The following is a 24,302-nucleotide window of genomic DNA, read 5'->3' as shown; positions in this document are numbered from 1 at the left end:
AAGTCGATGAGTTGAAGGTAGCCCTCAACTCAGTTGTGCACAACTTAAATGTACCCAAGGAGATTTAGGCCACTCAAGTGGCGGGCTGAGGCATGATCGACGCACCATGGGACGAGGAGGACCGATGCCAACGGACAACACAGGCTCGCTGTGCCTGGACGATCAGCTGTGCTTCGGGCTCTACGCGGCATCGCGGGCCGTGACCGCGCTTTATCGCGTGGTGCTCGAAGACCTGGGCCTGACCTACCCGCAGTACCTGGTGATGCTCGCGCTCTGGGAGGAGGACGAGCGGCTGGTCAAGGAACTCGGCACCGTGCTGAACCTGGACTCCGGCACGCTGTCGCCCCTGCTCAAGCGGCTGGAGAAGACCGGACTGGTCCGGCGTGACCGGCAGGCCGACGACGAACGGTCCGTTCGCGTCAGCCTGACCGAGGACGGCGCCCGGCTCCGGGAGCGCGCGACCGGCATCCCGAAGATCATCGGCGACGCGATGGGCCTCGACGCGGCCGGTCTCGCCCGCACCCGCGCGGAACTCGATCGCTTGACAGAATCCGTGAACGCCTACCGCGAGGCCTACGTCCCGGCCGGTTAGCATGGGATTTCCGGCGCGGACAAAGGGATGACGATGATCGATCACGACGCGGCGCTCAAGGCCGTCGAGAACAGCTTGGACCGGCCGTCCGCGGCCCGCGTCTACGACTACTTCATCGGCGGCGACACGCACTACGCCATCGACCGCAATTTCGCCGAGAAGGTGCGCGAGCGACTGCCGCTCATGGGCGACTACTGCAAGACCAGCAGGCAGTTCCTCGGCCGGGCCGTACGGCACTGCGCCGGACTGGGCATCCGCCAGTTCGTCGACATCGGCTCCGGCCTGCCGACAGCGGGCAACGTGCACGAGGTCGCCGACGAGGCGCGGCCACAGGAGGACACGCACGTCCTCTACATCGACAACGAGCCGATCGCCCTCGCGCATTCGACACTGCTGCTCGCCGACACCGCCGACCCGGACCGGCACCACGCGATCGCCGCGGACCTGTTCGACCCCGAGGACCTGTGGGAACGGGTGATGGACTCCGGCATCATCGACGTCCGGGAGCCCGTCGCGCTGGTGATCAACGCGGTCATGCACTTCATCAAGGACGAGCAGGATCCGGACGCGCTGCTGGACTTCTACCGCGACCGGCTCGCGCCGGGTTCGCTGCTGGTGCTCTCGCAGATGACCAACGAGAACCCGGCCAACGACGAGGAACGGCAGGCCCTGCTCGACATCCTCGAGTACTACGAGACCACCACGAACCCCGGCTTCCTGCGCACGATGGACGAGTTCCGGCGGTTCTTCGGCGGCTGGCCGCTGCTGGAGCCGGGACTGGTCTACGCGCCGGCGTGGCATCCGGACGAGAAGACGATCTTCGCCGTGACCCCCTCGGAGTCGCGCGTCATCGGCGGTATCGCCCGCAAGCCGTAGCTTTCCGAAGTACATGAAGGCCCCCTTCCTTGCGCCTAGGTGCAGGAAGGGGGCCTTCATGTACTTGTGACCCACGTCGCCTTGCAGTGCAACTAGGTGCATATGAAACTAGGTGCATGGCATTGGAGCACGCGATCCTCGTTTCGCTGTCCGAGCGGTCCGGCTCGGGCTACGAGCTGACGCGTCGCTTCGAGAAGTCCATCGGACTGTGGTGGAACGCCACCCACCAGCAGATCTACCGCGTCCTCAAGCGGATGGAGGAGGCGGGCTGGGTCGCCGTCGACCAGGTCGCGCAGTCCGGGAAACCCGACAAGAAGGTCTACACCGTCGGCGACGCGGGGCGGGCCGAACTGGCCCGCTGGCTCGCCGAACCCGATCCGTCGGCCACCGCCAGGGAACTCGCCGTGAAGATCCGCGGCGCGACACTCGGCGATCCGGCCGCCGTCGCCGCCGAGGTCACCCGGCATCGCGACGCGCACGCGGCACGGCTCGACGCGTACCTGCTGATCGAGAAGCACGACTTCCCCGATCCCAGCGTCCTCAGTGGACAGTCGTTGCACCAGTTCCTCGTGCTGCGCGGAGGAATCCGAACCGAACAGGGCCATGTCGAATGGCTCGAAGAAGTCCTCCGGGCATTCCACCACGATGCGTAAGGACCAGCGATGAGCCAGTACCCGAACCTGCTGTCCCCCCTCGATCTCGGCTTCACCACCCTGCGCAACAGGGTGATCATGGGTTCGATGCACACCGGCCTCGAGGACAAGGAAGCGCATTTCCCGCAACTGGCCGAGTACTACGCCGAACGCGCCCGCGGTGGCGTCGGGCTGATCGTCACCGGCGGGTTCGCGCCGAACCGGACGGGCTGGCTCCTGCCGCTGGCGTCGAAGCTCTCGACGCGCGCGGAAGCCAAGGCGCACAGGCGACTCACCGATCCGGTGCACGAGGCGGGCGGCAAGATCGCGCTGCAGATCCTGCACGCGGGCCGGTATTCCTACCATCCGCTGAGCGTCTCCGCGTCGGGGATCAAGGCGCCGATCAACCCCTTCAAACCGCGGGCCCTTTCCGGGTACGGCGTGCTGCGCCAGATCCGCGCGTTCGCCGATTGTGCCTTCCTGGCCAAGGAAGCGGGCTACGACGGCGTCGAGATCATGGGGTCCGAGGGCTACTTCATCAACCAGTTCCTCGCCGAACGGACCAACAAACGCACCGACAAATGGGGCGGCAGCGCGGAAAACCGCCGTCGGATCGCCGTCGAGATCGTGCGCCGCACGCGTGAGGCGGTCGGCGAGGACTTCATCATCGTCTACCGGCTGTCCATGCTGGACCTCGTCGAAGGCGGCCAAAGCTGGGAAGACGTCGTCGCGCTGGCCAAAGAGGTCGAAGAAGCGGGCGCGACGATCATCAACACCGGCATCGGCTGGCACGAGGCGAGGGTGCCGACGATCGTGACGTCCGTGCCGCGCGCGGCGTTCACCTGGGTGACCGGGAAGCTCAAACCGCACGTCGGGATCCCGGTGGTCACGTCGAACCGGATCAACATGCCCGAGGTCGCCGAGGAGGCGCTGGCGAGCGGTGACGCGGACCTGGTGTCGATGGCGCGGCCGTTCCTCGCCGACCCGGAATGGATCCGGAAGGCGGAGACCGGACGCGAGGACGAGATCAACACCTGCATCGCCTGCAACCAGGCCTGCCTCGACCACGCGTTCAAGCGGAAACTCGTGTCGTGCATGGTGAATCCGCGCGCGGGCCACGAGACCACGCTGACGCTTTCGCCCACGCGGAAGACCAAACGCGTCGCCGTCGTCGGCGCCGGTCCCGCCGGGCTCGCTGCCGCGACCGGCCTCGCCGAGCGCGGGCACGCCGTCGAACTGTTCGAGGCGGACGACGAGATCGGCGGCCAGTTCGGGATCGCGCGGAAGATCCCCGGCAAGGAGGAGTTCGCGGAGACCATCCGCTACTACACGCGACGGCTGGAGGTCACCGGCGTCAAGGTCCACCTCGGCACCCGTGCGACCGCAGCCGATCTCGCCGTCGCCGGCTTCGACGAGGTCGTGCTGGCCACCGGCGTGACGCCGCGGGTGCCGTCGCTCCCCGGTATCGACCACCCCAAGGTTCTGTCCTATGTGGACGTCGTCCGGCACGGGAAACCGGTGGGCGGCAAGGTCGCCGTGATCGGCGCTGGCGGGATCGGCGTGGACGTCAGCGAGTTCCTGACGCACACCACCTCCCCCGCGCTCGATCTGGACGCGTGGATGGCCGAATGGGGCGTCACCGATCCCGAGCACGCCGCGGGCGGGCTGACCGAGCGGAAGGTCGAGCCGTCACCGCGGCAGGTCTTCCTGCTGCAACGCAAGAAGTCCGGTATCGGCGCGGGGCTGGGCAAGACCACCGGCTGGGTGCACCGGGCCGCGCTGAAGGCGAAACGCGTCGAACAGCTCACCGGGGTCACCTACGACCGGATCGACGACGACGGCCTGCACATCACCGTCGGTGACAAACCGCGTCTGCTCGACGTGGACACCGTCGTCGTCTGCGCGGGCCAGGAGCCGGTGCGCGACCTCGCCGACGACCTGCGGGCGGCCGGCTTGCCGGTGCATCTGATCGGCGGCGCCGACGTCGCGGCCGAACTGGACGCCAAACGGGCCATCGATCAGGGAACCCGCCTCGCCGCCGTTCTCTGACGAGTGGCCTCGTAGATGGCAGGATGAACCCTTGTGCGGGACGTATGCGTGATCGGGCTCGGGTTGATCGGTGGTTCGCTGCTGCGCGCGGCGCATTCGATCGGCCGTACCACGTTCGGGGCGACGACCTCCGAAGCTGACGCGGACGCCGCCAGCAGAGCGGGTTTCGACGTGACGACGCAGGTCGAAGCGGCGCTGAGCAAGGCGGCGGAGCGGGACGCGATGATCGTGCTCGCGGTGCCGCTGCCCGCGGTCGAAGAGGTGCTCCGGACCGTTTCGCGGGTCGCCGGGCACTGCGTGCTCACCGACGTGACCAGCGTGAAGGGCCCGGTGCTCGACTCGGTCCGCCGCCGCGCGCCGTACGCGAAGTTCGTCGGCGGGCATCCGATGGCCGGGACGGCGAACTCCGGCTGGAAGGCGAGCGATCCGGCGCTGTTCGATGGTGCCGCGTGGGTGCTGGGCGTCGAGCACGACACCGATCTGACGGCGTGGGCTGAGGTCGCCCGGCTGGTGCTGGACCTCGGCGCGCACGTCGTACCGCTGCCCGCGGACTCGCACGACGAGACGGTCGCGCGGATCTCGCATCTGCCGCATATCTTCGCGGCCATCCTGGCCACGATCGGCGCGCAGGGCGGTCCGCTGGCGATGGCGCTGGCCGCCGGGTCCTACACGGACGGCACGCGCGTGGCCGGTTCGAGTCCGGCGCTGGTGCGGGCGATGACCGAGGGCAACCGGGACGCGCTGCTGCCGATCGTCGACGAGGCGCTCGGACGGCTCGGTGCCGCGCGGGGTTCTTTGGCTTCGACGGGCGGCCTCGCGGTGACGGTCAACGCGGGTAACGAAGGGGCGCAAGCGTTCGCGGCCGCCAAGGACGCGGAACGCGCGGGGGTGCGCGTCAGTCTGACCGCTCCGGACGCGCGCGACGGCCTGATCGCGCTCGGCGAGCGCGGCGGCCGGATCACCGCGATCGACGGCGACACCGCGATCGGCGACGTCTCCTGACGCAATTCGGCACCTAGTTGCGTTCCTTGCACGCGCAACGATCGCAAGTAGGTGCCGAATTGCGAGGGATTACTGGCCCTGCGGCGGCTGCGGCCGGCCCTGCTGGGGCGGGTTGTCCGGGGTGTCGTCGAACTTGTTGATGAAGCCCTTCGCCTTGTCCACGCCGGAGTCGATCTGCGAGTCGTGGCCGGAGAACTTCGACTTGGCGAAGTCCGCCGCCTTGTCCAAGCCGCCCTCGATCTTGTCGTTGTGCTCACGGAGAGCGTCGGTGGCCTTGTTCTTCAATTCATCGAAGTTGATGCCCATGGCCTCATCGTCACACAGGTACCGGCGAACCCGCCCCGGCGATCACCCGTCACGGGGACGCTCAGAACGGCCGGTCGCCCACGATGGCGACGCGTTCTACCACCCGCGCGTGCGGGTGGTAGTCGTTGACGGCGTAATGCTGTGTGGCGCGGTTGTCCCAGAAGGCCACCGAACCGGGCCGCCAGGCGAAGCGCACCTGGAACTCCGGGGTGTGCGCGCGGCTGAACAGGTACCGCAGGAGCCGGTCGCTCTCGTCGCGGTCGATGCCGACGATGTGGGTCGTGAAGGCCTGGTTGACGAAGAGGGTGCGCCGCCCGGTCTCCGGATGGGTGCGGACGACCGGATGCTCGACCGGCGGGAAGGCGTCTTGGTGACGCAGCAACACTTCCGGGTCGGAAAAGCGGTCGAAGCCGGGGATGTAGTCGTGCACCGCGGTCAACCCGTCGAGACGTTCACGGATCTCTTCCGGCAGGTTGTCGTAGGCGGCGGCCATGTCGGCCCACATCGTGTCGCCGCCGACCGGCGGGACCTCGATCAGCCGCAGGACCGAACCGAGTGCCGGCGCGGGCCGGAACGTGACGTCCACGTGCCAGATGTTCTCGAACGCGGGCATGCTCGCCGACCGGGCGAACCGGGTGGTGTCCTCGGTCTCGCCCTTCGGGATGAACGGGTTCGTCTCCAGTTCACCCCAGTTGGCGGCGAACGCGCGCTGATGCGCCGAAGTGATGTCCTGATCGCGGAAGAACAGCACCTTCCACTCCAGCAGCGCGCGGTTCAGTTCCGCGTGGAGAGCGGGCGTGAGCGGCCGGGCGAGGTCGACGCCGCCGATCTCGGCACCGATCAGCCGTCCCAGCGGTCGCAGTGCGAAAAGTTCGTACGGGCGTTCTTCGACGCCCTCCGGCAGGCGCCGTAGCAGGCGCGGTCCTTCGAGGATCCCGCCGTCGGGGACGGTCGCGGGGCGGAGACGGACGTGGTCGGGCAGTGCGATGGACATACTTGCTCCCTGGATTCACCGTCGGATGACTTGGCGAGTTGAGGAGCTAGGCGGGCGGAGAACCCAACCGTCCACGACGCAGGAGCAATGCGGCAACGCCTTCGCCGGCCGAACGTGTCGGCGCGGACTCCCTATGGACGGACACGGGGCCATCGTGGGCGCTCTTTGGCGTGCGGTCAACACCGTCCACGAAACGGGAAGATCATCGTCTCCGCTCGGAGGGGTAGCTACCCGACCAAGTGTTCCGTTCCTCGCGCGGCCGCAGCGCCTCGGCCAGCACCCATTGCGAATGCGTCGTACCGCCCCGGCCGACCGGGCCCAGCTGAAAGGTGACCCAGCCGACCCAGTGCGCCGTCGTCGTCGCCCGCCACATCCCCAGCAGCCCGGGGACCGTGGCGGTCAGGTCCAGGCCGTCGGGCAGGCGGGTCTTCGTCGCGCCGACCGGGTACACCAGCTTGAGATCGACCCAAACGGGCTGGTTGGGCCGGACCATGTGCAGGTGACGCGGCCCCGGCGGCAGCGTGTCACCAGTGTCGAGCATGCGTCGATTATGCGTGAAAACTCGAACATTAGTTCGAGACGATGCTCACCCTCCCCCATCCGGGTGGTTGCGTCGCTAGGGTCGGCGACATGCTCGTCTGGATCAACGGCCCGTTCGGCGGTGGCAAGACGCAGACCGCGCACGAACTGCACCGGCGCTTGCCCGGCAGTGTCCTGTCCGATCCCGAGATCGCGGGTTTCGGTCTGCATCGGATGATGCCGCCGCGGCTGCGTACCGACTTCCAGGACCTCTCCGCGTGGCGTCAGGGCGTTTTCGAGGTACTCGACCTGGTACTCCGCGAACAGGAAGGACCGGTGGTCGTGCCGATGACGTTGGTGGAGCCCCGGTACTTCGAGGAGATCATCGGCGGGTTGGCCGACCGCGGGCACGACGTCCGGCACTTCGCGCTGCTGGCCCGGCGCGAGACCGTGCTGCGACGGCTGAGCGAACGCGGCATCGTCCACTCCGTGCGGCGGAAGGGCGTCCCGCCGAAACGCGAGAGTTTCGCGGTGTCGAAGCTCGACCTCTGCTTGGACCGGCTGAGTGGCGTCGAGTTCGGCGAACACATCCATACGGACACGCTCACCGTCGCGCAGGTCGCCGATCGGGTCGCCGCGTCGGCCGGGCTGACGCTCGCGCCGAACACGGACACCGCGCTGCGGGGCTTCGTCCGTCGCAAGTGGACGAGCGTCAAGCACATCCGGTTCGGCTGACGCTCAGGCGCGGCGGTGGTACGGCAGGAACCGCCGGACCAGCCGCAGCGGCGCGCGTTCGACGAGGTCGGGGCCGCGCACGGCGTCGAAGGCCGCGCTGATCTGGTCGACGACGCCGGACAGCTGCTCGCTTTCGGGCATCGGCATCTCCGCCGGGTCCCGTTCCTCGCGGACGGCGGCCGCGAGTTCGGTGAGGGCGGCCGTCAGGAGGGCGATGTCGGCGTCGGCCGGGGCGGGGGCGCCGCGGCCGAGGGTGACGCCGACCTCGGTGACGGCGTCCGCGACACGTTCGAGTCCGGCGATCACCGGCCACCAGGCGACGGCCTGCCGTCCGGCGGCGGAGGGTTCGACGACGACCTGCTGGAACGCGGTCCGCAGGTCGGCCAGCGCGCGGTAGGCGCGGCGGCGGGCGCGTGAGCGTTCCAATCGCGCTTCGCCCGACGGCGCGAGCACGAGGCCCTTGTCGACGTATTTCACCAGGCAGTCGAGGCTGTCGGCGAGTCGTCCGCCGACCTGCGGCCGTCGGCTGCCCGGCCAGAGCAGGTAGCCGAAGAGCAGGACGATCGCGCAGCCGAGCACGGTGTCGACCAGCCGCGCGAGCACGATGTCCCAGCTTCCGGTGCTGGCGAGGTCCATCTGCAGGATGATCAGCGGTGTCACGAAGGCGCTGAGGATGCCGTAGTTGCGGACCTTGCCGACCGCGACGCCACCCGCGAACACGGCGATCAGCAGGACCAGCAGCTGGCCTTCGCCGCCCGCGGCGAGCACGGCCGCGCCGATGCCGACGCCGATCACCGTGCCGATGCCGCGCAGTACGGCGCGGCCGAAGACCGAGCCGAAGTCCGGTTTGAGGACGATGCCGACGGTGAGCGTGATCCAGTAGGAGCGTTCGAACGGGACGAGCAGCGCGACGACTTCGGCGATCGCGACGCACAGCGTGAGGCGCAGCGCGGCGAACCAGGTGAGCGGACCGGAGACGAGCGAACCCGCCCAGCCGCGGAGGCGCTTGTGCCACGGCTGGACCTCGCGCCGTTTCCGGTTGTCGCCCTTGCCTATCCGGGCGAGTCCGGCGTAGAGCGCGGCGAGGACCGGGTCGGCGTCTTCGGGCGCTTCGGGAGGCTCCGGCAGTTCCTGGTTCGCGAGCACGGCGGCCGAGGTCGCGATGAAGTGGTCGATCACGTCTTCCGGGGCGCGGCGGCCGGCGTTGACCATCGCGACCGACGCCTCGACGGCCGGGGTGCTGGCCGAGAGCAGGTTGAGCAGCTGGCGGTAGGTGGCGTCGCGGCCCGACAGCCAGGATCGCGCGGTGAGCAGCCGGTCGTACGCGGTGTTCATCGCGGTCGTGAGCTGGTGGCGCGCGACGCGGGAGGTGGCTTCGTCGGTCGCGGACAGCATCGCGGCGAGTTCGACGTAGACGTGGGCGACGGCGCCGCGTTCGGGGCTGGTGGCGCGGAAGGTCCAGGTGGCCAGCGCGATCAGCAGGCTCCAGGCGGCGCCGACACAGAAGTAGCCGAGGAGGATTTCGACGCGCAGGCCGGTGACGTGCTGGCCGGTGCCGAGCACGCAGAAGACGAACATCTGCAGCCCGGCGACCGACGCGTTGCTGCCCGCCGCGCTGATCAGCGCGGACACCGCCGCGACCCCGACGACGACCGGGATGGACGCGGCCGGGACGCCACCGGTGATCAGCCCGGCGAAGTAGCCGAGGGCGGCGGCCGCGGTGGCGCCGCCGAGCCGACGGGCGCGGTAGCGGTACGGGCCGGCGGATTCGGAGAGGACGGTGGGCAGGGCGCCGGTGGAGATGAGCGCGCCGACGCCGATGTCGCCGAGCGCGAAGCCGACGGCCAGCGGGACGGCGAGCGCGAGGACCGCGCGGGCGACCATGTTCCACGGAATGGGAACCGGCGTGCTGCGGAGCAGCTGCACCAGCCAATGCGGTGCGGCGATCTCGCGGCGCGACGTGCTCACGCCCCTATCTTGACTTATCCGTGGCGGCCGGAGCGGTTATCGTCGCCACATGGGCAAGACGTACTCCTTCGAGATCAACCGGACGAGCAGCGCCTCGCCCGCTTCCCTGTTCGCGCTGGAGGCCGACGGTTCCCGGTGGTCGGAATGGGCGAAGCCGGTGGTGTTCCACTCGCGCTGGGCGCGGGAACCGGATGCGGACGGGGTGGGCGCCGTCCGGGCCGTCGGCCTGTGGCCGGTGTATCTCCACGAAGAGACTCTTGAGTACGAACAGGACCGAAAGCACGTCTACGGCTTCGCGGGCCTCGCGCCGCTGAAGGACTACCGCGCCGAGGTCTCGTTCACGCCGAACGCTTCCGGCGGCACGGATCTGCGGTGGACCGGCCGATTCACCGAACCGCTGCCCGGCACCGGCGCCGCCGTCCGCACCGCTTTGCGCACGGTGATCTCGATCCTGGCCACCCGCCTGGTGAAACACGCCGAACGGGCCTGACCCCACCCCCCGCCCGTCCCAGGGGGCGACCCCGAGTCCAGTCTACCGGCGATGGGCGGCGGGAACGGCTGGTCGGCGGGGTTGTCCACAGGTGGTGATGGTTGTGGACAAGTCCTGTGGGGAACTGAAGGACGCCATAGCCGCATCGGACGCGGCGAAGGGAGCTTTCGCCGCATGCGACGCGGCGAAGGGAGCTTTAGCCGCATTCGACGCGGCGAAAGTCCCCTTCAGCCCGCCCCAAGGCAAAGGAAGGGCCGCCGCAGCGGGTCGGCGGCGGTCGCTTCGGCGAGTGCCAGCGCGGGCGCGGTCCCCGAAGCCAGCCGCCGGTGCAGGTCCGCCATCGCTTCGGCGGCGGCCTTGTCCCCGACCCGCGCGATCGCGCCGATGACCGTCCGCGATCCGCTGGCGAGCAGCGTCCCGGCGAAACCGAGCGCCTCCTCGCCGGGCCGGATGTGACTCATCGCGAGTTCGCACGCGGCCAGCACCACCCGTTCCGGCGGCTTCGCGAGCCGCGCGGTTTCGTGCGCGTACAACGGGCCGTCGACGAGTTCCAGCCGCGAGAACAACGCGTTCGCCGGTTCGTGCGCGCCGTGCGCGACCAGATGCGCCATCCCGGAACCGTCCAAAGCGGACAGTACGGCTTCGCTGGTCGCGTCCTTACCGTCGACGAGCCTGGCGTGCGGGTACACCGTCCGCAGGTTCCGCACCTCACCGACCGAACCCGGCACACCGGGCCCGCCGGCGAGCAGGACCGGGCCGGAGTTCCGCCGTCCCGACGCGCTCACCCATGCGGTCGCCGACGGCGCGATCGACACCGGATGTCCGTGCAGTGACGGCAAAGCACCCCACGGCAACGCGTACAGCGAGCCGATCGGCACGATGATCAGCTCGCGGTTCTGCAGCGTTTTCGCCAGCGACGCCGAGATCAGCGTGTCCAGTTTGTCCGCCCGGCGCCGCGCGGAACCGGTGACGACCTCGACGAGCGGCGCGGGCAGGTTGTCCGGGGCCAGCGCGTCGAGGTCCGCGTGCAACTGCCGCGCGGTCTCGACGATCTCCGCGAGCGGCCCCAGCTTCAGCAGCCGGAACCGGCCGTGGTCGACGACCACCGCGTACAAGGTGTCGCGATACCCCATGAGGCTGACCAGCACGCGATCACCGAGCCGCTCCACCACCTCTTCGGGTGTCGACACCGGCCGCGGACGACCCCATTGGCTGGTGTACCACCCGAGCCGGGTCGCCTCCTGCTGCAACCGGTCGTAGCGTTCCTCGAGCTTCCCGACCGGTTCGCCGGACAGCCGCCGCGCCTGGATCGTCCCCTGCACGTGCCGCATTTCGTTGATGTGCCGGGCGAGCGCCGGATCTTCGATGACCGGGAGCGGTTCGTAGCGGTACACCTGCGCGCGCGTGCGTTCCAGCCACGCGAACAGGCTCTTCGCCCCGGCGCCGCTGCGCCTCGCCTTCTTGAGCACCAGTGTGAGCGCGAGTTTGCCCAGTTCTTCGCCGTGCGCCGCCGTCCCGCAGACGAGGTCGAGCCCGCCCATGCGGTCACGGATCTGCCCGAGTTCCGCCAGCCCGGCCCGCGCCTGCGCGAGCGCCGAACGCGGCCGATGCGACGCCACCGCGAGTTCGGCCCGGCACAACCGCAGCTGCATCCGGTGGTCGATCGGCGTCGTCTGCCGCGGTTTCGGTACCTGCGCCAGGAGTTCCTGCGCGGCGACCGTCTCTTCGCGACGGATCAGCAACCGCACCGCGAACATCCTGGCCGCGCCCGCTTCGTCGCGCAGACCGAGTCCGGCCAGCCGGATGGCGAGATCGGCCAGCCGCCCCGGCAGTTTCGCGGACGGCTTCTTCTCCCGGTCCGCCAGCACCTTCACCGCGTCCGCGCGGAGCCGGGTCAACGCGGCGATCTCCGCCCAGCGGCCCTTGCCACGCCGCAGGAAACTCCGCCGTGCCGACGCCGCGAGCTTCTTCGCCAGCGGGTAGTCGCGTTCCAGGATGGCGGCACCGGCCCTGGCGACCTCCGCCTCCGCGACGAGGTGCACCGCGCCGTTGTGCCGCAGTTCCGGGATAGCTTCGTCGAGATGTCGCGCGGCCTCTTCGGCGAGGCCCGCGGTGAGCAGCGCCTTCGCCTGGTCGAGCCGGACGAGCGGCAGCGAGCCGGGACCGTCGGTCACGAAGATCGCGGCCGCCTGCTCGTAGTGCCGGAGTGCTTCCGGGATGTCCCCGAGCAGCTGCGCGTGATCACCGAGGTTGTGCCGGATCTTCCCTTCCAGCAACCGATGGCCGTGCTCGACAGCGAGGTCCGACGCCTCGACGAGGTCGCGGTACGCCGCGTCCGGGTTGCTCATTTCCAGATGCAGCCACGCGCGGTTCACCAATGACCGGGTGAGCACCGCGCTGTACTTGCCCGCCTCGGCGGCGAGCCCGGGGAGGAAGGCGTTGTTGAGCGCGAGCGACTCCTCCAGCCGTCCGGCTCGCATCAGGACGACGGCACGCTGGAGCCCGACGACGAAGCGCAGCTCGTGGCGGACATCGCCACCCGGCAGCAGGAGCCGGATGCGTTCCGCCTCGTCCAGCCGGGCGAAACCGTCCTCTTGGGACACGAACTCCGCCTCGGCCGCCGCCAGACTGATCAGGATCCGGACCCGGATCTCCAGCCGGGCGACCAGATCCGCGTCCACCGGACCGAGAAGTGCGAGCGCGCGCCGAAGCAGCCGTATCGGCCTGCTGAGCCCGTGATCCGAGGCGGCGGCCCTCGCCCGGCGATGGAGTTCGGCCGCTTCCTCGGCTACGGGATCGACGACAGGAGGAGACGGCGCGGGCACACGCACTATGGGAGCACACCCACGCCGCATAACGGAACAGCCGTCCGGTTAGAGCACCACTGTGGGGGTCACGACGGTCCTGCGACAGGTCACGTCACCGAGGTGGATCACGATCTGGGTGGTGCCCTGGGGGACGTTGTCCAGCACGAACCGGCCTCCCTCGTCGGCGGTGGTGGAACTCGTGCCGTGCTCGGCCACGCGAACCTCCACTCCGTACTCGCCGGCGGGCACGAGCCAGCCGTCGATCCGGTGTTTCTTGCCGATCTTGGTGAGGTTGATCATCACGGTCAGGTCGCTGACGGTGAAGGTGATCGTGCCGGTGTCGCTGCCACGGACGCCTGCCGTGGCGTCCATCCGTTCCCAGCGGGCGACCTCGACGTCGAGGTTTTCGAGCGCGAGCGCGAACTGAACCCGCTGCACCAGATCTCCCGGCGGCGGGTCCAATTCGTCCATGAAGCGCCCGATATCGGCGAGCAAGTCCTCATCGCCCGGGGAGGTCATCTCCCCCGGCGTCCCGAGGTCGTTCATCGGCTTCCCCCTTCGTGGGCCAGCAGGTCGCGCATCGATTCGAGGCAACGGCCCCTGGTCGGGCCGACACTTCCGCGCGGCATACGGAGTGCTTCGGCGACCAGTTGGTATTCGGCCCGCCCGGCGAGCACGGTCAGCCGAAGGAGCTGCTGACAGCGGTGCGGCAGGCGGAGGAAGGCGCGCCAGACCCGGCGATCCCGGTCGGCGCGGACGGCTTCCTCCTCGGGAGCCGGATGGGTGCTCTCCATGCTTTCGGCCAGCTCGTCGGTCAGCGGGACGGGCTGGGCGCGGCGGCCGAAAGGATGCTGTGCTTCACGTCTGGTGGTGGTGATCAACCAGGCGGCGAGCGCCTTGGGGTCACGAAGTTTGTCGAGCTGGCTGAAGAGGGCGAGCCACACCGTCTGGACCACGTCCTCGGCGGTCAGGCGATCGAGCCCGTTCGCACGCGCGACATGCCACACGAGCGGGGTCAGCTCGTGCACAAGTCTGTCCATCGCCTGGCGGTCACCGGCGCGGGCCGCACGCATACAGGCGGCATGCAGGTCGGCACCGGTCAGTCCTTCCCATGGCGGGTCTACCTCGGTCGTTTGCACGTCGGTCACCGTATCTGCCCCACTTCGGACGTGTCTTCGTGTCGGCGCTGGCAGTATCGCGGGCCCTTCGGGGAAAAGGAGCGTGCAAGAGGCTCTGGGATACATCAAGTCACTAACTTTTTTGTCGGGTTTCCGGTCGTCCCCCTCGATGTGGGCGAGGACAAAGGCACCGGCCGGCGCGAGTAGGTGTGGACTGCGCACCGGCCGGCCCTTTTCCCTCCCCCCGGGCCCGCTCCCCAACGGGCCCGCGTCCGGGCGTCCCCCTCCCCCGAAGGAGCACCCGGAGGTGATGCCCGGAGGCCCCCTCGGCCTCCGGACATCACCTGTCTGTGTTAATTCAGTTCACCGGCGGTTTGGTGCCGTGCGGGTCCCAGTTGCCGTCCGGGCTCGTACCGGGACGGGGCGGGACCGGCGCCGTGATCGGGCCCGGCTTCGGGGTCTCTTCGAGGTCTTCGGTGGCCGTGGCCTCGTCGTCGACGGGCGCGGTGTTGGTCTCGGTCGTCATCGGGTGTCCCTCATTTCCTCGACTGCTCCATAGGACGCAACGAGGCTGCCACCAGATACACGCAGAGCCAGCTTTTTCGCGGAAATTTCTCGTTCTGTGGCAGGAGAGTGACCTGATCAGCGGTTTTACCGGTGAAATGTGCCGCTGAGTAGCCGGTGGCTCACGTCCGCGAGTTGTCCGGCCCAGCGCCGGTACCCCTCCGGACCGGGGTGGAAGCGGTCCTCGGCGAAGGTCGCCGGGTCCAGCATCGCGGCGGGCATCGGGACGTGGACGACGCCGGGCAGCGAGGCCAGCCGCGCGGCCGCGGCGTCGAGGGCGGCCGACCGCGCGCCGAGGACGTCCCGCAGCGGGCGCGGCAGCGAGGGGAACCGGCCCATCGGCGGTACGCCGGCCAGCACCACCGGGACCGGCCCGGCGCGGCGCCGCAGGGAGACGACGAGGTCGAGCAGGTCACGCCGGTAGCGCGCGGCCGAATGCAGTTCGATCGTGTCGTTGACGCCCAGCGCGATCACCACGAGGTCGGCGGGTTCGAGCAGCGGCAGCAGCTCCTCGCGCGCCACCCGGGCATTGGCCCCGGTCTTGCCGAGTGCCTGCCAGGCGACCGCGCGGCCGTCCCGCGCGAGTTCGTCCGCGAGCCGTCCGGTCAGCCCCTCGGCGTGCGTCGCCGCGCCGACGCCGTCCACAGTGGACTCGCCGAGCACGGCGAGCCGCACCGGACGGCCGTCGCCCGGCACGAGGCCGGTGACCGGGCCCGCGGCGCCGGGCAGCCTCGGCGTCGTACGGCGCACCCGGACGGCTTGCGCGAGCAGGATCGGGGCGAGCACCACCGCACGGCTGATCACCCCGCGACTCTACTTCCGCCTCAGCCGTGGGCGATCGAGACGGTCTGGCGGACGAGCGAGTCGTCCGCGGCCGCGCGGAGCAGGTAATCGGCGACGTCGGCGCGGTTGATGCTGTAGCTGCCACGGACGTTGCCGTCGGTGCGGGCGGCGATGGTGCCGGTGTGCGGCCCGTTCAACAGCCGCGGCGGGCGCACGATCGTCCAGTCGAGGTCGCTCGCGCGCACGATCCGTTCGGCGGCGATCATGTCCGCGAAGGCGTGCCGGAGGACCCTGCCCAGGATCGGCTTGACGACGTTCCTGGTAAAGAAGGTGTCGCCGTCGACGAACGGACCGCTGGCGCTCACCAGGAGCAGCCGCCGGGTCCCCGCCGATCCGAGCGCGGCGACGGCGGCGTGCGCCCCGTCGGTGACGACGGTCGTCGGGGTCCGGTCCCGGGCGCCGAGCGCCGAGATCACCACGTCACGTCCGGAAACCGCCTCGGTCAACGCGCCGTGCTCGGACAGTCCGGCGACGACGACCTCCAGTAGTTCACCCTCGACGTCGAGCCGGGACGGGTCGCGGACGACGGCCGTGACGTGGTGCCCGGCGGCCAGCGCCTGCTTGACGACTTCCGAACCGACCCCGCCCGTGGCACCGAGAACAGTGAGCTTCATGATCACGCCTTTCTGGGTTAGTGAACACTCACCCACTATGGTGAGTGTTCACCCACCACTTGTCGAGCGAACGCTGAGAAGCCCTCAGGAGCGAATATGGGAAGCCGCGAGGAGATCGTCGCCGCGGCGGCGAAGGTGATGCGCGAGCAGGGCTACGCGCATGCCACGACCAAGGCCATCGCGCGGGCGGCGGGTTACTCGGAGGCATTGCTGTACAAGCACTTCAAGGACAAGACCGAGATCTTCATGAGCGTGCTCACCGAGCGGCTGCCCGCGCTCGGGACGACCTTGGACGAGCTGATGAAGACCGCGGCGGACACTTCGCTCGCGGCGAACCTCGCCCGGCTGGCGCGGATCACGCTGTCGTTCTATCTGGAGAGCTTCCCGATCGCGGTGTCGCTGTTCTCCTCGCGGGAGCTGCTGGCGACCCATCGGGAACGGGTCATGAGCAGGGACGGCGGGCCGGACATCCCGCTCGGACGCGTCGTCGAGTACCTGGGCGAAGAGGCCCGGCTCGGCAGGATCCGCGAGGACGCGGATCTGGAGGCGTCGGCGTCCCTGCTGCTCGGCGCCTGTTTCCAGTACGCGTTCCTGGCGTCCTTCGAGGACCGCGAGCCTCCCGCGGAGGAGCTGGACGAGTGGGCGGAGAGGCTCGCAGCGACATTAGTGGTCACGTTGGTCGTGAGTGGCGATTCGGGTTAGGGCCGGCCGTGTTCTAGGTGCCTACGGCGGGTGGATCGGGATCGCAGGTCCGTGAAGGACCCCAGTACATGAAGGACCCCATCCTTGCGCCTAGGTACAGGAAGGGGTCCTTCATGTACTTCAACCCGGCATCACGCAAGAAGGCCACAGGTCACGCAGTAGGTACCCAAGGGGAAGCTCGCCAGAACCCGAATCGCCACTCACGACCACCTGTACCGAACGGCCACCTACGCCCGCCCGCTCACGTGCCCTATTTGCCCTTTTCGGCCCGCATCTCGTGCCACTTCGCGTACATGTCGTTGAGCTCCTTGATCATGAAGCTCAGGAAGTCCCGCATCTCGGCGACCCGCTCGCCGGCCGGCGTGCCCTCGCCCAGTGCCGAAACGCCCTCGTCGGCCGCGTCGCGCCACATGGTGATCATGCGGTCGCGTTTCATGAAGGTGGCATACCAGAGGTCGTCGAAGAGCCGGTAGTGGTCGCGGCGCGAGCCGGGCTCGCGTTCCTTGGCGACCAGGCCGATCTGTTCCAGGTACCGCACGGCCCCCGAGATCGCGGCGGGGCTCACCGAGAGCTGGTCGGCCAGTTCGGCCGCGGTGAGGCGGCCGGCGTCGGTGGTCATCAACGCGGCGAACACCCTGGCGGGCATCCGCTGCATCCCGATCTGGGAAAGCGTGAGGCCCAGGTGCTCCACGTAACGGCGGACGGCGTCCTCGTCTCTCTGGGTGCTCGAAGCACTCTCAGGCGTCGTCGTCATGGGCACATCCTCTCGTACTACCCCCAGAGTGATCACATCATCCATACGTTTTCTTAACTTCACAACTTCGTGAAATCACTGTACCTTCAAATACATGGAAAACGCCATCTCCATCTCCGGCCTCCACAAATCCTTCGGCCGGACCAAGGCTTTGGACGGCCTTGACCTGCGGGTACCCGTTGGGGAGGTGCACGGTTTCCTCGGCCCGAACGGCGCGGGGAAGTCGACCACCGTCCGGGTCCTGCTCGGTCTGCTCCACGCGGACTCGGGCGACGTCCGCCTGCTCGGCGGCGACCCATGGAAGGACGCGGCGAGCCTGCACCGGCGCCTCGCCTACGTCCCCGGCGACGTGAACCTCTGGCCCAATCTCTCCGGCGGCGAGGTGATCGATCTGCTGGGGCGGCTGCGGGGCGGGCTCGATCAGCGCCGCCGCAAGGATCTGATCGAACGGTTCGACCTCGACCCCAAGAAGAAGGGGCGCACCTACTCCAAGGGCAACCGGCAGAAGGTCGCGATCGTGGCCGCGCTGGCCTCGCACGTGGACCTGCTGATCCTCGACGAGCCGACCTCCGGTCTCGACCCGCTGATGGAGGCCACCTTCCAGTACGCGATCCAGGAAGAGCGCGAGCAGGGCCGCACGGTGCTGCTGTCGAGCCACATCCTGGCCGAGGTCGAGGCGCTCTGCGACAAGGTCAGCATCATCCGCAACGGGCACACCGTGGAGACCGGCACGCTGGCCGAGCTCCGGCATCTCACCAGGACGTCGATCTCCGCCGAACTCGCCGGCCCGCCGAACGGGCTGACGAAACTGGAGAACATCCATGACCTCAAGGTCGAGGGCAACCGGGTCCGGTTCGACGTCGAAACCCGTTCCCTCGACGAGGCGCTGCGTCAGCTCACCCAGGTCGGCGTCCGCAGCCTGACCAGCCAGCCGCCGACGCTGGAAGAGCTCTTCCTCCGCCACTACACCACCGAAGCGAGCGCGAAATGACCGCGACGCTGGACCGCCCGGTCACCGTCTCCGAACCGGCGCACGGGCTGGTCGGCACCTGGCAGCTGACCAGGCTGGCGCTGCGGCGGGACCGGATCGTCCTGCCGATCTGGGTCGTCCTGCTCGGGATCATGCCCTCGACGTCGTCGGGGACGTTCGAAACGCTGTACCCGACGGCCGCCGAACGGGCCGGGCTCACCGCGAGCATGGGCGCGAACCCGTCGCTCTCGCTGATCTACGGCCCGGCCTTCGACCTCTCGACCGCGGGCGGGTTCACCGCGTGGCGGCTCGGTGGCTTCCTCGCATTGGTCGTCGCGCTGATGGCGGTCTTCACCGTCACCCGGCACACCAGGGCCGAGGAGGACACCGGCCGCGCGGAACTGCTGGCCTCCGCTGTGGTCGGCCGGTACGCCCTGCTGACCGCGGGAGTGCTGGTGTCCGCCGGCGCGAGTGTCCTCATCGGACTCGTCGAGACCGGGCTGATGATCGGCGCGAAGCTGCCTGCCGACGGCGCGCTCGCGCTCGGCGCCGCCACCGCGGCGACCGGGCTGGTCTTCACGGCCGTCGCGGCGGTCGCCGTCCAGGTGGCCGAGTACTCGCGGACGGCCAACGGGATCGGCGCCACCGCCGTCGGCGTCGCGTTCCTGATGCGCGCGGTCGGCGACTCGACCTCGGACGCGACCTGGGTCTCCTGGCTGTCCCCGATCGGGTGGGCGCAGCAGATCCGGCCGTTCGCCGACGAGCGCTGGTGGGTCTTCCTGCTGCCGCTGGCCGCGACCGTGGTCGTCGGCGCCATCGGCTACGCGCTGCTCCCGCGGCGCGACGTCGGCACCGGCATCATCCCGCCGCGGCCAGGCCCCGCCGAAGCGGCGGCGTCGCTGCGCAGCCCGTTCGCGCTGGCGTGGCGGCTGCACCGGGGCCCGTTGATCGGCTGGCTGATCGGCACGGCGGTGTGCGCCGCGGTGTTCGGCTCGGTCGCGAGCGGCATCGGTGACGTCGTCGGGGAAAGCCGGCAGGCGAAGGAGATCTTCCAGCGTCTCGGCGGTACGGACGGGCTGATCGACGCCTTCATGGCGGCGATGGCGGGCCTGTTCGCCATGGTCATCGCGCTGTACGGGGTGCAGGCCGCGTTGCGGATCCGGGCCGAGGAGACCGCGATCCGGGTCGAACCGCTGCTCGCGACCGGCGTGGGCAGGCTGCGGGTGCTGGGGAGCCATCTCGTGTTCGCGTTCGGCGGCACGGCGCTGATGATGGTGGTCAGCGGTGTCCTCTTGGGACTGTCGAACGGGATGCGGGCGGGCGGTGTCTCCGGCTCGGTCGGGGACATGGTGGTCGCTTCGCTGGCGCAGCTTCCGGCTGTGTGGGTGATCGTCGGCCTCGCCGTGACGCTCTTCGGCCTGGCGCCGAAACTTTCGACGGCGGGATGGGCGATCGCCGGGCTGGCCCTGCTGCTCAGCCTGTTCGGCCCGGTGCTGGACCTGCCGCAGGTGCTGCTGGACGTCTCACCGTTCTCACACGTTCCGAAACTGCCCGCCGCGGAGTTCACCGCGACACCGCTGGTCTGGCTGACCGGGGTCGCCGTGGTCGCGCTCGTGGCCGGGCTCATGGGCTGGCGGCGTCGCGACGTCGGCTAGCCACAGGGGATGACCGTGGAGGCCGTTCATCGGGGGCGGCCTTCACGGTCCTTCAGTCCCTCCGGTATCCCGTACCGGTCGTGCTGGGTGGGAGCACCGTCGAGGTGGTGGACGGCGTCACGGTCCTGGTCACCGTGCGCGGCGCCGGCGTGCTGGTGCGGGTGATGACGAGCGGTTCCGGCGCGCTTCCCGGCACGGTCACCGTGACCGGCCCGACCGAACGGGAGGTCGTCGTCGGGGAAGGGGTCGTGCCGACTTCGTGGACGCGGGGTTGCGGCTCGCGGCCTGCCACCAAAAGGGCGGCGACGAGCAGTCCGGTGGCGAGACCCGCGATGGCCGCGACCGTGACGGAACCGGTGGTGGGACCTTGACGGAACATCCGGCACCCCCTCGCCATGCGAAGCGCAGGTACGAGGACTTCTCGCGTCGATCTTACGTTTTGTCACGCAACGTGCGCAAACCGTCGACAACGATCCGTACCAGGTGGCGTTCCTCGAGCGAATACCGTTCCGCGGCGAGGCAACCGGCGATCAGGGCGCGCAGGTCGTCGCCGTCGATGTCCTCGCGCACCGCGCCCGCGGCCTGTGCCCGCGTCAGCAGCGCCTGCGTCGCCGACCGGAAATCGTTGCCCGCGTTCGCCTTGAAACCCAGCCCGGTCGTCTCGGCGAGCGCGTCGCACACCGCCCGGTTGCGGGATGCCTGCTGGACGACGCGTTTGAAGAAGTCGAAGAACGCTTCACCGGGGTCTTCGGCGGTCAGCAGGTCGCGAGCTTCCCGCGCGAACTGTTCGAGCCGGTCGAGGACGACCGCCTGGAAGAGCGCTTCCTTACTGGGGAAATGCCGGTACACCGTGCCCGCGCCGACACCGGCGATGCGGGCGATCTCGTCGAGGGGGACGGCGAGGCCGTTGACGGCGAAGGCCTCTTCGGCGGCTGCGAGCACCTTCGCTCGGTTGCGGCGCGCGTCGGCGCGCAGCACTGGCTTGTCCACTGTTCCCCCTCCTCAACCGGGTCCGGCGTTCCGATTCAACGCCGACGGCGACGAGGGCATTCCTCACTGCACCGCGGTCTGCGTGCCTTCCGGCGTGAACAACCCCTGGACCGTGGTGAACAGGTACTCCCAGACGCCCGGGATCAGCAGCACCGCGGCGACCGCGAACACCGGGAAGATCAGCCGGTTCTCCACGTTCTTGCCGGTGCGGAACCGCAGCGGCTTCGGCGGCCGGATCTCGTACCAGGTCTCGCCCGCGATGGGGATCGGGAACAGGAACGGGCAGCCGGACTCGGTCAGCGCGTCGCCGAGGCAGTGCACGAAACACCCGGCCGCGACGGCGATGCCGAGCCAGCCGGAGATCTCCGCGAGTTGCGCCGCCTTGTCCGGCGGGGCGGTCCACACCCACCACGCGACCGCGGCGCCGCTGACCGGCAGCAGCCAGTCGCCGAGCGCGCCTTCCGCGAGCAGCAGGCCGAGGATGACGACGCCGAACACCGCCCACGGTCCGCCTTCGGTGGTGCCCCAGGAGGTCAGGAAGCCGAGGCCGACGGCGAACAGCACGGTGTGCGAGAGATGACGGTGTTTACCGGTGACCTTCTCGTCCCGAGGTCCCTTGGTCAGTGCGTAGAGAGCCGCGGAGACCCGGCGAAGCAGCCAGGAGATCGCGCCGGTGAACCAGCCGAGCAGTCTCGAGGCGCGAGCGCCCGGGTGGTCGAGGTCGGGCAGCAGGGCGAACCCTGCGGTGGTCGCGGCGAACACGACCGCTTGGTGCACCGTGCCCGCGCCGACCACGGGTGCGAGCGCGAGCCCCGCGCACCAGCCGGTCAGGGCATGCGTCCGCCCCATCATCGTGCAGCCCCCAGGCGTCGTGGATCACGAGCCCACGACCGTAGCGGGGGATCAGGCGGGGGGCTCCTCCGACACGCTGAGGTGCTCGGCGACGCCGGTGAGCTCGATCACGCGGCTCACCTGCGGGCTCGGCACCACTTCGAGCTCGACCGCCTTCTCGGCGGCCTGACGCTGTGCCTGGAGCACCACGTTCAGCGCCGAGGAATCGAAAAAGGTCACACCGGTCAGGTCGGCGACCACCCGGCCCGACGGTTTGTCCGTGATCAGGGCCCCGAGGGTCTCCTGAAGCTGCGGGCTCGTCAGCAGGTCTAGCTCACCGGTGACCACCACACGCGGTTCAGACGCGTCGGCGTCCAGCGTGATGCTGAAACCGGGCGGCGTGGTGTTCTGGTCCGCTGCGGGCATGCACATTCTCCTCATCAGGTGAGAACCGACGCTCAGCGCCGGAACGCGCCTGTGGTCTCAAGCGACGGCCGCGCCCAGTCCGGACACGGACGCACGCTCTTCTTCGGCGGGTAGGCGTGGCTGTCCCCGCAACGACAGTCCCAACCCTAACCCAGTACGGACGGGGCGCCGCGATCGCCGTCGCGCGCGTCGCCGACCGGCGCCTGGGACGCGCTCAATGCGCGGTCAACGTCTTGCGCCCGGCGCGGCGTTCACGGAGGAACAGCTCGCGGCGCTCGATCTCGCCGAGACCACCCCAGATGCCATAGGGCTCCTGCACCGCGAGCGCGTGCTTACGGCACTGCGCCAGCACGGGGCACGTCTGGCAGATGGCCTTGGCCCGCGATTCGCGCCGCTCACGGGCCGAACCACGCTCGTTGTCCGTGTGGAAGAACAAGCTGCTGTCGGCGCCTCGGCACGACCCACGGAGCTGCCAGTCCCACTCTTCCGCCACCACGTTCGGCAGCCGGCTCACGTCAGCCATGTCGGTCCCCGCCTTCCCAGGAGATCGTTTGTCGCCGGTTACATGCCCGCCCCCTGCGCGCGTCAAACGTGGGTTTGGTTTGCTCACACCCAGGGAAGTGATCCAGCACCGGACCGGCAGCGCTGCTCGAGAGAGGAACACACGTGGTGGACAACACCCCGCCCGGCGGGGCGGGCGCTCAACTCATCGAGGTTCGCACGGCCGCGGTACCGCATGTGGTGCCGACTCTCCGGACGATCGTCGCGGATATCGCGATGCGCCAGGACTTCGATCTGGACGCTGTCGAAGATCTCAGAATGGCGGTGGACGAAGCCTGCTCCATGCTGCTCCCGTCCGCCACCGACGGCCACCTGACCTGTGTTTTCTCGTGGAAGGACGGGCGGATCGAAGTGACCGTCTCCGTCCTTTCGGACTCTCCGGAACCCGACGACGAGACCGGGCTGTCCTGGCAGCTGCTCACCGCGCTGGCGACGTCCGCGCGACGGAGTGTCGTCCCGGCCGACGGCGGCTACCTGTCCAGGGTGGAGCTCATCCGGGAGAGCGAGGCGGCCCGGCCGTGACGGAACCCGTCGGGCGAGACGGCGCGGACGTTCCGGCCCTGTTCGAGCGTATGTGCGCGTTGCCACTGGACGCGCCCGAGCGTGAAGGGCTCCGAGACGAGCTCGTGCGCGCTCATCTGGAGCTCGCGCGCAATCTGGCGCGCAAGTTCCGCAACCGGGACGAGTCGATGGAGGATCTGGTCCAGATCGCGACGATCGGGCTGATCCACGCCGTCGACCGGTTCGATCCCGGCCAGGGCAGCGATTTCCTGGCGTTCGCGGTCCCGACCATCTCCGGCGAACTCCGGCATCACTTCCGCGACAACAGCTGGTCGGTCCGGGTGCCGCGGCGGCTCAAGGAGCTGAACGCGAACATCTCGGCCGTGCGCGAGGAGCTGACGGTCCGGCTTTCCCGCGCGCCGAAGCCCAGTGAGATCGCCGCCCATCTCGGCGTCCCGATCGACGAGGTCTACGAGGGTCTCCGCGCCGGTCAGGGCCGGTACGGGGCCTCGCTGGACAACCTCTTGGAGAACTCGGCGCACACCCGCTTCGGCGAGGCGGACGCCAACTTGAGCCAGGCGGAGCTGCGCGAGGCGTTGCGGCCGATGCTGGAACGGCTGCCCGACCGGGAGCGCAAGATCGTCGCGCTGCGATTCGGGTCCGGGATGAGCCAGTCGGATATCGCGCGCCGGGTCGGGGTATCCCAGATGCAGGTGTCACGTTTGCTGGCCTCCACGCTGAAGAAACTGCGCGAAGGATTGACCGAGACGGAACTCACCGACGGAACCTGATTCGTCCTCGGC

The 24,302-nt window shown here is 69.4% G+C and carries 28 protein-coding genes; 13 read left to right on the top strand and 15 right to left on the bottom strand.

Annotated features, from left to right (window positions below):
- Nucleotides 1-124: 124 nt before the first annotated feature.
- The 5 genes from ACLJO0_RS06970 to ACLJO0_RS06950 all read left to right on the top strand — a co-directional run bounded on the left by ACLJO0_RS06970 (nucleotide 125) and on the right by ACLJO0_RS06950 (nucleotide 5,151).
- Nucleotides 125-592: a MarR family winged helix-turn-helix transcriptional regulator gene (locus ACLJO0_RS06970; protein ID WP_396554661.1), complete on the top strand. Its 468-nt coding sequence runs from the start codon at nucleotides 125-127 to the stop codon at nucleotides 590-592.
- Nucleotides 593-619: 27 nt separating this feature from the next.
- The gene (locus ACLJO0_RS06965; protein ID WP_410577079.1) at nucleotides 620-1,468 is read left to right on the top strand and encodes an SAM-dependent methyltransferase; all 849 of its coding nucleotides are present in this window, start codon (nucleotides 620-622) and stop codon (nucleotides 1,466-1,468) included.
- Between the two features lie 116 nt (nucleotides 1,469-1,584).
- The gene (locus ACLJO0_RS06960; protein WP_410577078.1) at nucleotides 1,585-2,121 is read left to right on the top strand and encodes a PadR family transcriptional regulator; all 537 of its coding nucleotides are present in this window, start codon (nucleotides 1,585-1,587) and stop codon (nucleotides 2,119-2,121) included.
- Between the two features lie 9 nt (nucleotides 2,122-2,130).
- Complete coding sequence (locus ACLJO0_RS06955) at nucleotides 2,131-4,149, top strand: FAD-dependent oxidoreductase (protein WP_410577077.1); 2,019 nt, start codon at nucleotides 2,131-2,133, stop codon at nucleotides 4,147-4,149.
- Nucleotides 4,150-4,197: 48 nt separating this feature from the next.
- Entirely contained in the window at nucleotides 4,198-5,151 is a 954-nt protein-coding gene (locus ACLJO0_RS06950) for a prephenate dehydrogenase (RefSeq protein WP_125791504.1), read from the top strand.
- A gap of 69 nt (nucleotides 5,152-5,220) precedes the next feature.
- On the opposite strand, the gene ACLJO0_RS06945 is transcribed toward ACLJO0_RS06950, so the two are convergent.
- The 3 genes from ACLJO0_RS06945 to ACLJO0_RS06935 form a co-directional block, all read right to left on the bottom strand.
- Nucleotides 5,221-5,457 (bottom strand): antitoxin, encoded by a 237-nt coding sequence (locus ACLJO0_RS06945; protein WP_125790407.1) that lies wholly within the window; start codon nucleotides 5,455-5,457, stop codon nucleotides 5,221-5,223.
- Between the two features lie 61 nt (nucleotides 5,458-5,518).
- Nucleotides 5,519-6,451 carry a TauD/TfdA dioxygenase family protein gene (locus ACLJO0_RS06940; RefSeq protein WP_410577076.1) on the bottom strand — a complete coding sequence of 311 codons (933 nt, stop codon included), beginning with the start codon at nucleotides 6,449-6,451 and terminating at the stop codon, nucleotides 5,519-5,521.
- A 202-nt stretch (nucleotides 6,452-6,653) separates the two neighbouring features.
- Nucleotides 6,654-6,992: a hypothetical protein gene (locus ACLJO0_RS06935; RefSeq protein WP_396554655.1), complete on the bottom strand. Its 339-nt coding sequence runs from the start codon at nucleotides 6,990-6,992 to the stop codon at nucleotides 6,654-6,656.
- Nucleotides 6,993-7,081: 89 nt separating this feature from the next.
- Here ACLJO0_RS06935 and ACLJO0_RS06930 point away from each other — a divergent pair, with 89 nt between their 5' ends.
- On the top strand, nucleotides 7,082-7,705 hold the full coding sequence (locus ACLJO0_RS06930) for an AAA family ATPase (protein WP_410577075.1): 624 nt from the start codon (nucleotides 7,082-7,084) through the stop codon (nucleotides 7,703-7,705).
- A 3-nt stretch (nucleotides 7,706-7,708) separates the two neighbouring features.
- On the opposite strand, the gene ACLJO0_RS06925 is transcribed toward ACLJO0_RS06930, so the two are convergent.
- A complete protein-coding gene (locus tag ACLJO0_RS06925; RefSeq protein WP_410577074.1) occupies nucleotides 7,709-9,673 on the bottom strand; it encodes an FUSC family protein in 1,965 nt (654 codons plus the stop codon).
- A 49-nt stretch (nucleotides 9,674-9,722) separates the two neighbouring features.
- Here ACLJO0_RS06925 and ACLJO0_RS06920 point away from each other — a divergent pair, with 49 nt between their 5' ends.
- Nucleotides 9,723-10,163 (top strand): SRPBCC family protein, encoded by a 441-nt coding sequence (locus ACLJO0_RS06920; protein ID WP_125790412.1) that lies wholly within the window; start codon nucleotides 9,723-9,725, stop codon nucleotides 10,161-10,163.
- A gap of 227 nt (nucleotides 10,164-10,390) precedes the next feature.
- Here the strand turns inward: ACLJO0_RS06920 and ACLJO0_RS06915 are convergent, their stop codons facing one another.
- The 6 genes from ACLJO0_RS06915 to ACLJO0_RS06890 form a co-directional block, all read right to left on the bottom strand.
- Entirely contained in the window at nucleotides 10,391-12,994 is a 2,604-nt protein-coding gene (locus tag ACLJO0_RS06915) for a CHAT domain-containing protein (protein WP_410577073.1), read from the bottom strand.
- A 42-nt stretch (nucleotides 12,995-13,036) separates the two neighbouring features.
- Nucleotides 13,037-13,516 (bottom strand): carboxypeptidase regulatory-like domain-containing protein, encoded by a 480-nt coding sequence (locus ACLJO0_RS06910; RefSeq protein ID WP_125780735.1) that lies wholly within the window; start codon nucleotides 13,514-13,516, stop codon nucleotides 13,037-13,039.
- Nucleotides 13,513-14,118 (bottom strand): RNA polymerase sigma factor, encoded by a 606-nt coding sequence (locus ACLJO0_RS06905; protein ID WP_101611873.1) that lies wholly within the window; start codon nucleotides 14,116-14,118, stop codon nucleotides 13,513-13,515. Before ACLJO0_RS06905 ends, ACLJO0_RS06910 begins: the two co-directional genes overlap by 4 nt.
- Before the next feature lie 328 nt (nucleotides 14,119-14,446).
- Nucleotides 14,447-14,614 carry a hypothetical protein gene (locus ACLJO0_RS06900; protein WP_199748656.1) on the bottom strand — a complete coding sequence of 56 codons (168 nt, stop codon included), beginning with the start codon at nucleotides 14,612-14,614 and terminating at the stop codon, nucleotides 14,447-14,449.
- 125 nt (nucleotides 14,615-14,739) lie between these two features.
- Entirely contained in the window at nucleotides 14,740-15,456 is a 717-nt protein-coding gene (locus ACLJO0_RS06895) for an SGNH/GDSL hydrolase family protein (RefSeq protein WP_410577072.1), read from the bottom strand.
- A gap of 20 nt (nucleotides 15,457-15,476) precedes the next feature.
- The gene (locus tag ACLJO0_RS06890; RefSeq protein ID WP_410577071.1) at nucleotides 15,477-16,109 is read right to left on the bottom strand and encodes an NAD(P)-dependent oxidoreductase; all 633 of its coding nucleotides are present in this window, start codon (nucleotides 16,107-16,109) and stop codon (nucleotides 15,477-15,479) included.
- Between the two features lie 96 nt (nucleotides 16,110-16,205).
- Here ACLJO0_RS06890 and ACLJO0_RS06885 point away from each other — a divergent pair, with 96 nt between their 5' ends.
- Complete coding sequence (locus tag ACLJO0_RS06885) at nucleotides 16,206-16,811, top strand: TetR/AcrR family transcriptional regulator (protein ID WP_410577070.1); 606 nt, start codon at nucleotides 16,206-16,208, stop codon at nucleotides 16,809-16,811.
- 250 nt (nucleotides 16,812-17,061) lie between these two features.
- On the opposite strand, the gene ACLJO0_RS06880 is transcribed toward ACLJO0_RS06885, so the two are convergent.
- Nucleotides 17,062-17,565, bottom strand: coding sequence for a GbsR/MarR family transcriptional regulator (locus ACLJO0_RS06880; RefSeq protein WP_034319891.1), 504 nt, complete (start codon nucleotides 17,563-17,565; stop codon nucleotides 17,062-17,064).
- Nucleotides 17,566-17,659: 94 nt separating this feature from the next.
- Between ACLJO0_RS06880 and ACLJO0_RS06875 the strand changes: the two genes are divergently transcribed.
- The 3 genes from ACLJO0_RS06875 to ACLJO0_RS06865 all read left to right on the top strand — a co-directional run bounded on the left by ACLJO0_RS06875 (nucleotide 17,660) and on the right by ACLJO0_RS06865 (nucleotide 20,561).
- Nucleotides 17,660-18,556 (top strand): ATP-binding cassette domain-containing protein, encoded by an 897-nt coding sequence (locus tag ACLJO0_RS06875; protein ID WP_410577069.1) that lies wholly within the window; start codon nucleotides 17,660-17,662, stop codon nucleotides 18,554-18,556.
- Entirely contained in the window at nucleotides 18,553-20,190 is a 1,638-nt protein-coding gene (locus ACLJO0_RS06870) for an ABC transporter permease (protein ID WP_410577068.1), read from the top strand. The genes ACLJO0_RS06875 and ACLJO0_RS06870 overlap by 4 nt, the downstream gene beginning before the upstream one ends.
- Before the next feature lie 80 nt (nucleotides 20,191-20,270).
- Nucleotides 20,271-20,561 carry a hypothetical protein gene (locus tag ACLJO0_RS06865; protein WP_410577067.1) on the top strand — a complete coding sequence of 97 codons (291 nt, stop codon included), beginning with the start codon at nucleotides 20,271-20,273 and terminating at the stop codon, nucleotides 20,559-20,561.
- A 61-nt stretch (nucleotides 20,562-20,622) separates the two neighbouring features.
- On the opposite strand, the gene ACLJO0_RS06860 is transcribed toward ACLJO0_RS06865, so the two are convergent.
- The 4 genes from ACLJO0_RS06860 to ACLJO0_RS06845 form a co-directional block, all read right to left on the bottom strand.
- The gene (locus ACLJO0_RS06860) at nucleotides 20,623-21,180 is read right to left on the bottom strand and encodes a TetR/AcrR family transcriptional regulator (RefSeq protein ID WP_410577066.1); all 558 of its coding nucleotides are present in this window, start codon (nucleotides 21,178-21,180) and stop codon (nucleotides 20,623-20,625) included.
- 63 nt (nucleotides 21,181-21,243) lie between these two features.
- Nucleotides 21,244-22,029 carry a metal-dependent hydrolase gene (locus ACLJO0_RS06855; protein ID WP_410578189.1) on the bottom strand — a complete coding sequence of 262 codons (786 nt, stop codon included), beginning with the start codon at nucleotides 22,027-22,029 and terminating at the stop codon, nucleotides 21,244-21,246.
- 54 nt (nucleotides 22,030-22,083) lie between these two features.
- Entirely contained in the window at nucleotides 22,084-22,437 is a 354-nt protein-coding gene (locus tag ACLJO0_RS06850) for an STAS domain-containing protein (RefSeq protein ID WP_125790422.1), read from the bottom strand.
- Nucleotides 22,438-22,651: 214 nt separating this feature from the next.
- Nucleotides 22,652-22,960 carry a WhiB family transcriptional regulator gene (locus ACLJO0_RS06845; protein ID WP_125780715.1) on the bottom strand — a complete coding sequence of 103 codons (309 nt, stop codon included), beginning with the start codon at nucleotides 22,958-22,960 and terminating at the stop codon, nucleotides 22,652-22,654.
- Between the two features lie 143 nt (nucleotides 22,961-23,103).
- Between ACLJO0_RS06845 and ACLJO0_RS06840 the strand changes: the two genes are divergently transcribed.
- Both ACLJO0_RS06840 and ACLJO0_RS06835 read left to right on the top strand, forming a co-directional pair.
- Nucleotides 23,104-23,520 (top strand): anti-sigma factor, encoded by a 417-nt coding sequence (locus tag ACLJO0_RS06840; RefSeq protein WP_410577065.1) that lies wholly within the window; start codon nucleotides 23,104-23,106, stop codon nucleotides 23,518-23,520.
- Nucleotides 23,517-24,290, top strand: a complete 774-nt coding sequence (locus tag ACLJO0_RS06835) for a SigB/SigF/SigG family RNA polymerase sigma factor (protein WP_410577064.1) — start codon at nucleotides 23,517-23,519, stop codon at nucleotides 24,288-24,290. The genes ACLJO0_RS06840 and ACLJO0_RS06835 overlap by 4 nt, the downstream gene beginning before the upstream one ends.
- Nucleotides 24,291-24,302: the final 12 nt, after the last annotated feature.

Origin of the sequence: Amycolatopsis sp. lyj-108, from assembly GCF_046549005.1 — a bacterium.
Taxonomy (GTDB): Bacteria; Actinomycetota; Actinomycetes; order Mycobacteriales; family Pseudonocardiaceae; genus Amycolatopsis.
The sequence above is the reverse complement of the archived record's forward strand: the minus strand, read 5'-3'. Positions and strand labels throughout refer to the sequence as shown.